Source organism: Anaerobiospirillum succiniciproducens DSM 6400 (assembly GCF_000482845.1).
In the GTDB taxonomy this organism is placed as follows: domain Bacteria; phylum Pseudomonadota; class Gammaproteobacteria; order Enterobacterales; family Succinivibrionaceae; genus Anaerobiospirillum; species Anaerobiospirillum succiniciproducens.
The window spans coordinates 41106-52587 of record NZ_AXWV01000028.1 but is presented as its reverse complement, the minus strand read 5'-3'; the positions used below and the strand labels follow the sequence as shown (position 1 = coordinate 52587).

The 11482-nt window shown below is 42.2% G+C and carries 6 protein-coding genes; 2 read left to right on the top strand and 4 right to left on the bottom strand.

What is annotated here, in order from left to right:
* The coding region (locus H524_RS17570; protein WP_027939441.1) for a hypothetical protein at nucleotides 1–184 on the top strand (184 nt) is incomplete at its 5' end.
* 348 nt (nucleotides 185–532) lie between these two features.
* Here H524_RS17570 and H524_RS0105065 read toward each other — a convergent pair.
* The 3 genes from H524_RS0105065 to dctP form a co-directional block, all read right to left on the bottom strand.
* Nucleotides 533–2143, bottom strand: coding sequence for a mannitol dehydrogenase family protein (locus H524_RS0105065; protein ID WP_027939439.1), 1611 nt, complete (start codon nucleotides 2141–2143; stop codon nucleotides 533–535).
* A gap of 238 nt (nucleotides 2144–2381) precedes the next feature.
* Nucleotides 2382–3503 carry a mannonate dehydratase gene (locus tag H524_RS14355; protein WP_211232153.1) on the bottom strand — a complete coding sequence of 374 codons (1122 nt, stop codon included), beginning with the start codon at nucleotides 3501–3503 and terminating at the stop codon, nucleotides 2382–2384.
* A gap of 816 nt (nucleotides 3504–4319) precedes the next feature.
* Nucleotides 4320–5465: a TRAP transporter substrate-binding protein DctP gene (gene dctP / locus H524_RS14350; protein ID WP_084281668.1), complete on the bottom strand. Its 1146-nt coding sequence runs from the start codon at nucleotides 5463–5465 to the stop codon at nucleotides 4320–4322.
* Between the two features lie 1272 nt (nucleotides 5466–6737).
* Here dctP and H524_RS0105045 point away from each other — a divergent pair.
* Entirely contained in the window at nucleotides 6738–7589 is an 852-nt protein-coding gene (locus tag H524_RS0105045; RefSeq protein ID WP_027939438.1) for a TonB-dependent receptor, read from the top strand.
* Between the two features lie 649 nt (nucleotides 7590–8238).
* Here the strand turns inward: H524_RS0105045 and H524_RS0105035 are convergent.
* A complete protein-coding gene (locus H524_RS0105035) occupies nucleotides 8239–9681 on the bottom strand; it encodes a carbon starvation CstA family protein (RefSeq protein ID WP_027939437.1) in 1443 nt (480 codons plus the stop codon).
* Between the last annotated feature and the right edge of the window lie 1801 nt (nucleotides 9682–11482).

Sequence of the window (11482 nt, the reverse complement as noted above, 5' to 3'; positions counted from 1 at the left end):
CATTACGGTAGAGCAGTATAAAGCGGGCATGATATGGAAGCCAATTGTTGGAGCCCAAGAATTTTTGTTGAGACAGTTAAAGATTGAGCTGCCTAGATCAGTGATGACAGTTGCAAAACTTGGACAGACTATAGATATGCCTGTCAGTGTTTCAGAAGATTTAGAGGAAGTGCCGGAGATATAGCTATAGTAACAGAGGTTACCTGTATCGCTCAGACTTAGATTAGCTTATAAAGCCAAAAGGGGCGCAGCATGCATATGCTGCAGCCCCTCATCAGGCCAGTATGCCTAGCTCCCTAGATCTATAAAAAACATTGACCAAAGGAGTAGAATGTGGTTAAGCCTGGCAACATGGAATGGCGAGTGGATTATGCGGGAGCCTGGGCAATGCGGGGTTCGGGGGTGGATTGTGAGGGGAGTGATAAAGTGTCTATGGATGAAAAAAAAGCCCTCGCTACAACGTGTTTAAGCATTGTAGCAAGAGCCTCACGAGTCTTAGTAGTTTGCAATAGAATCGTTATTAAGTTAGGAATTAACCTAAGTATTTAATCAATGTGGAGCGAACAGCACCAGGTGCGCGGATCATCTCTTTGAATAAGTCTTCGATCTTGGTGCCTAAACCGATAGAGTAAAGGTCAACACCGAAAAGAGTTGGGTTACTTAAAATTGGATGGAGCTTGTCACCAACACTCTCTACCTTGCCAAACTCGATACCAGCCATCTTGGAAGTGAGCTCATCATTAAGAGGATCGTCAGATAAGCTAAAGGCATTACCCTTATCATCAATGGCTAAGAGGTAGCGCATCCAGCCAGCAATAGCCAGAGGTAGTGCGGTAAGCTCAGTTGCGTCTAAGCCTTTCTTCTTATAGTTCTTTAAGGTCTCACCAAAGCGCACTGGTACCTTTTGAGATGTATCTGTAGCAATACGTTGAGGAGAGTCAGGCAGGCACTTGTTAGTCAGACGCTGCTCGATAACTTCAGTTAAGAAGTCACGTGGGTTGAGGATCTTAGGATCATCAACTACCTTTAAGCCCTCATCATAGCCAAGCTTCTTAACTAAAGCTACTAACTGAGGATCATCCATCTCTGCAGCAATGCGCTCATAGCCAAGCACACAACCGTAAACTGCTAAGGCAGTATGCAGAGGGTTTAAGCAAGTAGTAACCTTCATGCGCTCGCACAGATCGACGCCAGCCCCATCAGTAAAGAGCACGCCAGCCTTCTCAAGAGGTGGACGGCCATTTGGGAACTTATCTTCAACGATAAGGTACTGTGGCTTTTCAGCGTTAACAAATGGAGCAATGAAAGAACCACGAGCTGTCTTGATTGGTTCCATATCTTCAATACCGCGATCTTTGAGTAATGCAGCAATGGAAGCGTCTGGACGAGGGGTAATCTTGTCGATCATGGTCCAAGGGAAAGATACCTTAGACTCATCTTCTAAGTATGCAATAAAGGCTGCATCTACAAAGCCCTTATCTAACCATGCCTTAGCGATCTCTAAAACAGCTGCTTTAAGCTTGTCGCCATTGTGAGAGCAGTTATCCATTGAAACCATGGCAATTGGTTTGGCACCGGCCTTAAAGCGTTCATGCAGCAGAGCTACAGTCCATGACATGGCGTGGCCAACCTTGCTAGGTCCTGAGGCCATATCTAACTTCACTTGCTCAAGGTAGTCACCATCGATACCACGAATGGCATAACCCTTTTCGGTAATGGTGTAGGAGACTAACTGTACAGATGGTTTAGCAATCAGTGCTTTAACTTCATTTTCGTCTTCTTTAGCAGTGCCATTGAGCTTATAGCCATGCACAACTGAGCCAATTACACGCAGCTCTACATTGGTGTCAGGAAGTAAGGTAACTTCCATAGTGAGCTTGTCATGAGGAGTGAACACGTCATCAATGATGGCACCATCATAAACAGAGAGAGTCTGAATGCCTGAGCTTTGATCGCCACTGTCTAAGAGTTGCTGCTGTAGAGATGCGACAAAACCACGGAAGATATTGCCAGCACCAAAGTGTAACCACACTGGATTGTTGCGGCTTTCCTCTTGTACCTTTGCTACATCAAACTTTGGCAGGGTAACGTTAGCTGCAGCAAAGGCAGCAGTGTCCTTAATGCCTTGTAAAGTAACCTTCATGACCAACCCTCTTGGCGATTGCAATACACCTTAGGCAATGTGTTGAATGCTAAGGAATATGCATATATCTAAGACTTAGTACACTATGAGCAAACTTTGATACGTAAAACGTATAGCTCAAATTACCGTTTAACCAAAATAAGGCCATGTTGAAAGCTTTACGCGTCAAACATGGCCTTATCGATATACTTTGCTAGAACTGTTCAGATTCTAGTACTTACTCTGTCTTAAGCTCAGATTACTTCCAAGGAGCGGTAACTGAGTTGATGTTGTCAGGGTAAGGCATGCCTTTACCCTTACGAATGGCCTCTTCAAGACCAATTAAATAGGTTGCGCCTAAGGCACGATCGTATAAGCCGTAACCTGGGCGAGCAATCTCACCCCAGATCTCACGACCATGATCTGGACGAATAATGCCGTTGAAGCCAATTTCAACTAAGGCCTTCATGATCTCATAGAGATCTAAGCTGCCAGTGCAGGAAACGTGTGAGCTCTCGTGGAACTGGTGATCGCCAGTGTGCAGAACGTTACGTACGTGTGCAAAGTGGATGCGCTTAGCAATGATTGGATTACGAATGATCTTTGGCAGATTGTTATTAGGATTAGAACCTAATGAGCCAGTGCAAATGGTGAAACCATTTAATGGGCTGTCATATAAACCTGCGATCTTAACGAGGTCTTCTTCAGACTTGGTAATACGTGGAATACCAAAGAGATCGTAAGAAGGATCATCAGGGTGAACACCCATCTTGATGTTGTACTTCTCACAAGTAGGCATAATGGCCTCTAAGAAGTACTTGAAGTTAGCACGCAGCTCATCGCCGGTCATGCCCTTGAACTTGTTAATCTGCGCTGTGATTTCGTCCTTACGGCTCAGCTCCCAACCTGGCATTTCAAAGCCATTGGAGTTGTTAGCAATACGCTCAAACATATCCTCGGCGCTAAGACCTTCAATTTCCTTACCGTCGTATGCTAAAGCGGTAGAGCCATCCTCAAGAGGAAGAGCTAAATCGGTACGAGTCCAGTCGAATACAGGCATGAAGTTGTAGCAAACGAGGTGAATGTCGTTCTTGCCTACAGCCTCAAGAGACTTAATGTAGTTCTCAATATACATGTCACGAGTAGAAGCACCGTACTTGATGTCCTCGTGAACATTAATGCTTTCGATACCTAAAAGCTTAAGTCCGTTCTTTTCAACCAAAGCCTTACGCTCACGGACCATGTCCTCAGGCCATGGTTCACCAGCTGGAAGCTCATGCAGTGCAGTGATGATACCTTCCATTCCTGGAACCTGACGGATTTGTTGCAGAGTAATGCTGTCCTGCTCAGGGCCGAACCAACGCATTGTCATGTGCATCATAAGAATAACTCTCCGCTTGCAGTAGAAATCTTTGGCGTCACATATGAGGCGAAAAGCTAGCAGTGAAATAAAGACTGCTATTGGTGCTTAGTTACCAAAGCTATATGTGCAACTTAGATTAAGCTTAATTGTGCCTCTTATATCCAAAGACATCGCATTTTCTGATTAAACTCTGCATGTCCAATAGGATATATGTGATGTGCTAAGTATAAGACTTTTATGCTCTGTATACTAGTATACAAGTAGATAAATTTGAGTAAATTTTCAGCAAGTTTACAAAATTGTGATCAGCTATAACTTTTTACACTGACATACAAGTAATGCAAATCTAGTTTTAGACTATTTTCCCGCAAACATCAGGTTTGTTTGAGTGATAATCATTGCCATACTTGTATACAAGTTGGTCAAATATGGTTGTTTGTTAACGCATATTCCAGGTTGTATTGCTTGTTTTTCATTGCTTGAGCTCTAGTATAAAATCGCAAGTGTTGAGTGAAACTAAATGAACTATTGAATGAACATGACTGCAGCTTCTGTATGTACAGTCAATAGATGCATGTAGTGAAGCTACACGCGCTAAACTTTTCTAGTTGCAGTAGAGCAATGCTGTACTACACAGTCATGGGGGGCTATGTAGTTTTAAGTAATAAGGTGAGCTTGTCATAAGGATGAGACTTGCTTAATCAGGAGATGATAAGTTACTCAAGGGATGTTGCCAGTGCTGTGGGGTCTAAATGCTTAAAAATGGAAGGTATCAAACAAAAAGGCCTTGCTAAAGCAAGGCCAGAGTTTGTTAAAAGGAAAGTTTGAGATTTGTTATTTCTTTAGGCTGCCGGTCTCTTGGTCTAAGCCGTTACCGGTGTAGTAAGACCAAGGCACGTGCTTAGCGTTAACAGTTTGGTAGTAAAGACCAGGAGTCCAGTGCTCTGAAACATCACGACGACCATAGAAAGATCTTGCTGCAGTGTTGATTTCTCTAAAGAACTGAGGAGATGGCTCGGTCACAGTTACACCTGCAGCAATCAGCTGTTTATATGCAGCATGCTCAACAGCCATTTGAACCACATTAAAGAATTTTGCAGCACGATCGCAGCTTTGTTTGAAGATCTCCTGATCTGAGGTGCTTAGTGACTGCCAGAATGCATTGGAAACAGCTACACCACTAAGGTCATATACGTGGGCAGTTTTTAACAAATATGGAGCTGCTTTGTAAAAGCCTCCTGCATAAATAGTAGCGATAGGTCGCTCTACAGCATCGATCTCTTTATTGCGCAGTGCGGCTAAAACCTTAGTTGCTTCCATCTTGGTAGGCTCAGTACCAAAGGTTTGCCAAGTCTTGTACTGAATGTCATTCATTGGGGTACGAATGCGCAGACCTTGTAACTCAGAGAATTTGGTAATTGGTCGAGTAGTTAAAAGATGGCGCACACCATAGCACCAGTCAAAGGATATAACTCTGATGTTGTGTTCTCTAGATAACTTATCAAATTGTGCTTTGGTCCACTTGCTATCTACAAGACGTAAAGCTTCATCCCAGTTATTGAACAGATATGGGCCATACAGAACACCTAAGTCATAGGCCCCCATGGTATAGAGGCTGGCACCATCTACAACAGTAGCGAGATGCTCACCTTGCTGCATACGCTCTAAAATTGAGTTCTTTTCACCTAAAGATGCACTTGGATAAAGCTCAAGAGAAATTCTTCCATGAGTGCGGTTTTCAAGTTCTTCTTTCCAGCGTTGCATGCCGAGATCTAGAGGCTCACCAGCAACACCGTCGTAACCTACCTTAAGAACAATTTGAGCTTTAACTACATTAGTGCTACCGCTTTTGCCATCAACCTTAGCCACTTTTGATTCGTCAGAGCATGCGCTCAGACCGATAATCATAGCTAATGAAGCGAAAACCATAATTGCTCTACGTATGAAGTTACGTATAGAGCTATTGTGAGTGTAGAACATGATTACGTCCCAACTTGATCCAAGTCTTATTGGCTTACGCAGTTATCAATGCTACAGCTGAGCAGATACGTTAGTCCTGCATTCTTTAAAACATGTGAGTCTAGGTTTACCTTGTTCATGACAAGATCAATATAGGTTACTCACTTCAAAGTGCATGACTAATTAAGGTGCTTTGTAAATAGACTTCTAAGCTTGTTAGCTCGATGCCTGAACTTATGTGTTTGATTGATGCGCTGCTAAGTGAACAAGACGGATGCTTGATTCGACTTTAGACAAAACAAGAATATGCACATATGCATCTTGCCTTTGGCAAGTGCAATACACTTCATTAATAAAGATTACTTGGACTTGTGTATAAACACAGTGTCTCTTAGGAGTATCCAAACTTTGGTTTTAAGCAAGATGACATCTCCTAACCACTATAAAATTAAGCATACCGATGACTTGCTTATCAATCACTGCTACATTTTGTATTCAATTAATATAGAACTGATTGAGAAGCTATGTGAGTGTCTATATCTTCAATCTTTCATAGGCCAAGATAAAGCATGGCATGTGAACAATTAAAGCAGCGGCGTGCATGAAAAATCATATCAGTTTAAACAGCCCTGTGCACGTCAATCTTGATACAGCATACAACTCAGTTGATAGTTTTGCCATACTAGTCACATTAGTAACCAATATCTAAGAAAGAAATCAGATTTGTTTACATCATTACGGCAAAGTCGATCATCAAATAATCGAGCTAAAGTCGATCATTTTTAAGTAGAAATTACGACCAACTTCTCTAACCTTGATCGTCATTTTTAAGCATAGCGTTAGTACACATTATGGATTACGGATGTAAATTTCAATGTGTAGGCGTTTTTAGTTTGTTCCTAGATACTCTCAAACACATTAATATTGGCAGTTTAGAGTAAAAAATATGCGTTTTTACTGACAAACAAACTAATTTGGTAAAGTTTGAAAACTTATTACGTTGCTATAATCCCGCCGCTCATTAAGACATAAAACGCAGCATACATATATCTAATAAGCTTAGCGCTTTGTGTCCTTTCTTCTTTGTAGTCCATTGAGCTTTACTAAAATTTGGTGCCCAAGGCAGTGTACTCAATTAATTGGTATGCAAAGAAGAAAGAGCAATGTCATAGCTAAGCAAGATATTAAAGAGGTGCGACCTCTTTATATGCAGTGCCATGCTGTATCTTGATGAGATTATATATGCACTGTCATATACGTTAATTTGTGTTTTATCTTGAGGTAGATTCTTTTATGAAGCGTTCTTTAATCTCTGCTGCATTAGCTACTGTAGCTGCCTGCGCTATTTCATCAGCTGCTATTGCTGCTCCTTTCTTTGTAAACCTAGATCTCGTTGGTACTGCTGATGCTGATATCAAGGGCTCAAATGCAGAGATGAAGACCACCAGCTATGGCATTAATGGTGGTACTGATTGGATTTCTGTTGGTGTAACTCGTACTGATTACGATTTTTCCAACCTCAACAACGCTCCATTTGATTCTCTTAACAAGGTATATGTAGACTTACGTTACGATGGCTACATTTCTTCCAACATCCGTTACTATGCTGGTTTAAACCTCGCTGCTTTATACGAGAGCGATCTGGATATCGGTAACAGCTACAACATTTCCCCACGTATTGCTGTAGGTTGGGAGTTCATGAACGGCATTACTGCATTTGCTGGTGCCTTTGCTAGCCTGAACGAAGCTGATAACATCTTCGAGCCTATCTTTGGTCTTGAGGTTGGCAAAAATCATGAGCTTGGCTGGACTGGCTCTATTGCTTACCCAAGCACCCGTATTCAGTATCGTTTCAACCCAACTTGGGCTGTTGATGCTAGCTTCATGACTGTACGTGATACCTACAACTTAGATGATGACTCTGCAAAGCCAACTAAGCTTAAGAATGGCTACATGCGTGAAGAGTCTTACGGTTTAGGTCTTGGCGTTTCATACACCCCAGTGCAGATGGTTACCATTTCTGCTGGCTTAGTTTCCTACTTCGACCGTGAGTTCAAGTTCTACGACCAAGGTGGCAACTCCATTGGTACCGTTGAGACAGACAACTCCAATGGCGCTTACGTACGCGCTGCTATCAACTTCTAAGATAGCTAAGCGACTACGCTTTTTATGCCACGTTGAGTGAATGCAGCGATTACAAAGATCGCTGTGTCCCTCAGCTAAAAGAAAAGGCCGGATACCATAAAAAAGGTTGCCGGCCTTTTCTTTTATCTACGCCCAAATGCAGTATGACTTTCCGTCAATATACGCCTGAAAGTAGCATGACTATCCGTATATCTATGCTTGAAAATGGCATTACTGTCCATCTATCTACGCCTGAAAATGGCATTACTGTCCATATATCTACGCCCAAAGGCAGTAGGCTCTTTCGTTTATCTGTACCAAATAAGCAGACCTTTTGTTTGTATGGCTAAAAGTTAGCAAAAGTGTGAATGCTTGGTAAATCGTTAGTAGATTCTTTGTTTTATGCTGCTTATGTACGATCAAGCGCGGGCAATTAAGGCTAAACTGCTCTTTAACAAGGCAATGATGCGGGAAGTAGCAATTGCAGAGTCTAGCTATGAGCTAGCTAAGATCGAGGTGGGTTGAGCTAAGAGAGCTTGTGATGTTTTGGCAGACTAGGTGAGGCTAGGACTTGTCGTGGTGTATAAATAAAAATGCCGCATCAAGTGCGGCATTTTTAAACTGGTAGCTAGTGTGCTACCAGCTTTATAAAAGATATTTAGGCTATGGATTAAACATCCATTGGTGCGCCTTCAATTTCGCTCTTGCCTAACATTAAGAAGACTACGAACATACCAACGGCTGCAACAAGACCGATAATCTGAGCGATAAAGATGTCAACGCCTAAGCCCATGTTTGGCTCGTAGATAATGTAGGTTACACATGCTGCAGAGATGAATGCTGCTGGAATAGAGCAGATTAAGTGCAGCTTGTTACGACGGTAGAGGTATGCAGCTGCAGTCCAGAGCATAATACCGGCGAGTACCTGGTTGGAGAAGCCGAAGTATCTCCAAATGATGTTGAAGTCGATGAATGACAGAGCAATACCAAGTGCGAATAATGGAACTGCGATGTACAGACGCTTAATTGGCTGGGTCTGGTCTAAGTCGAATACTTCAGCGATGGTCAGACGTGCAGCACGGAAAGCGGTATCACCAGAGGTAATTGGCAGAACAATAACACCTAAGATAGCTAAAAGACCACCGAATGAACCCATCAGAACGATAGATGCATCGTAAACAACGGCAGAAGCGGTACCGGCATTAATGGTTGCGTTTAATTCTTCTGGAGATACGTAGAAGGTCATACCAACGGTTGCCCATACGAGACCGATGAAGCCTTCAGCAATCATACCACCGTAGAATACCATGCGGCCTTCGTTCTCAGACTCGATGCAGCGTGCCATCAGAGGAGACTGGGTTGCGTGGAAGCCAGATAATGCACCACAAGCAATGGTGATGAACATTAAAGGCCATAATGGCAGATCAGCAGGATGTGGATTTACGCCCCACTCAGCCCATGAGTAGAACTGATCTGGCATCTTTAAGAATAATGCTGCAGTTACGCCCACGGCCATAACGATAAGGAGTGCACCGAAGATTGGGTAGATTCGGCCGATTAACTTATCGATTGGTACTAAGGTAGCAATGAAGTAGTAAACGAAGATAACGCCAAGCCAGAACAGGAAGTCCAGTGAATCAGGGGTCAGTTTAGCAAGCAGGTTTGCAGGAGAAGTTGCGAATACCACACCTACTAATAAGAGCAGGATAACGGCGAATACGCGCATCAGTTGCTTGAAGAACTTACCTAAGTTGTAGCCTACGATTTGAGGAACGTTAGCGCCCTGGTAACGGACGGATAACATACCACCGAAGTAATCGTGCACTGCACCGGCAAAGATGGAACCTAATACGATCCATAACAGAGCCTGTGGGCCGTATAAAGCACCCATGATAGGGCCGAATACAGGGCCTACGCCTGCAATGTTAAGCAGCTGAATTAACCACAGCTTCCACTTTGGCATGGAAACATAGTCAACACCGTCGAACTTGGTAACAGCTGGTGTCTTACGATTAGGATCAGGTTGGAAAACCTTCTCAACGAACTTGCCGTACAGCCAATAGCCTACTAAAAGGCCAATGGTTGCAATGATAAACCACATATACCTAGGCATTTGTGACTCCTTCCTTAACAAACCTCAACAAACCACAGTCAGGACATAGCAAGATGGAGGTGAGTGTTATATGAGCACTCTTGCCAAAGAAATACTTTGTATATCTTTGGTAAATTACTAAACAAGCAAGTAAAAGTACGCCTTAACTAAGGCGCTTTTAAAAAGCTTGATAGCTGACTGTCATTGTTTTGTTTTGGACAGATACAAGATCATCTTATGGAGGGCAACTAAATAATTAACTGCGCTTTTGCCACAAGATCAAACTGTTCTTCTCTCACCATAGATTAACGCTTAGGTGCAAGCTGTACGCTAGATAGTGAGCAAAGAGCTCCTAAACGGAGGCTAGTCTTTGCTAGACAAAAGATCACCTAATGTCAGTCTAAACCGCATACGATTGTACTGGTTTAAGGAAGATTTGATGCTAAGTTTCTAAGCAAAATGAGTGTTCGCTCTCATTGCTAAAAAATTATCTGGATGTAGATCCCATTTTTCGCACCGTAATTGTCTGATTTGAGGAAATTTGTCAGACAAGCAAGAGTACGTTTTATGTTAACTATATCTCTCGAAAAATGGTATAAAAATCAGCATTTCTCTTTTGATTGTACTGTAAAACTATCGCTAACAACATAATATGGTGCCAATGCAAAATTAGCAGTTTTAGAGACTTGGCTTATGTCTACACATATATGTATGCAAAAGGAAAAGAAACATAAGCGCAGCCTTACCTCTATTGGGTAAATAAAACGTAGAAATGGCCTTGCCTGTATTGGGTAAACAAAACATAGAAATGGCCTTGCCTGTATGGGGCAAACAAAACTTAGGCATCACCTTGTCTGTATTGGGTAAATAAAACGTAGGAATGGCCTTGCCTGTATTGGGCAAACAAAACGTAGGCATGGCATTGTCTGTATTGGGCAAACAAAACGTATTCATGGCCTTGCCTGTATTGGGCAAACAAAACTTAGGCATCACCTTGTCTGTATTGGGTAAAAACTTAAGAGCTGCAAATGTTTGAGTTGAGATCTAAGAGGATGTAGTTCAGCGTATGAAGCTATCAAATTGTGACGACAAGGTATTAATTGAGTAGTGCTATGAGGTTGTTATGAGCTATGGCCTGTTATAGCTATAGATAGTGGGTAAAAGTCTCTATCTGAGAGCTACAGTTTTATTCGTTGATCTGATTACTTGTGAGACAAGTTAAGTGTTTATTTTTATGTCCTCTTCGCAAAACTAGATACGTAAAGGGATTTATCAAAAATCCCATGGTTTAAGCATTTTGCTGTGGTTCATTTGTGATCAAAACTTAAGAAAGTCGTTGCAAATTCGTGTCAGTAAGCATAGACTAATTTGTGCAAGTGTAGGGTAACTATTGTTAGTCACTTCTAGCTTTGTAAGCTTGACCACAAAACTTAAGCAAGGTCAGGTGCAATCATGGTAGAAGAAACATTTATTTACAGTGCGCTTGTAAAGCCGAATGGCAAGAAGACCTGAACATATGGCGCTGCTAGTTACTTTTTCTTAGCAGTGTCATACATGAGGCTAGTCACAATAGGTTGAAGAAGTTCAAGTTAATACCACTTCTTTGGTGACTACTTTTTAACAAAATTGAACGCTATACATCCTCAGGTAGTCATACAACCATGATATATACCTGATACAAATGGGTTTTTCTTACTCATTTGTCAGCTTAAGGTGATGTTTGGCGTACAATACTCAGACACATTTGGTGTAGCGCAGCACGCCGCTATAAGCGCAGTGCTACCTCGACAACAAGTCAGCTTGAACAAAGATAGTTAAAGCA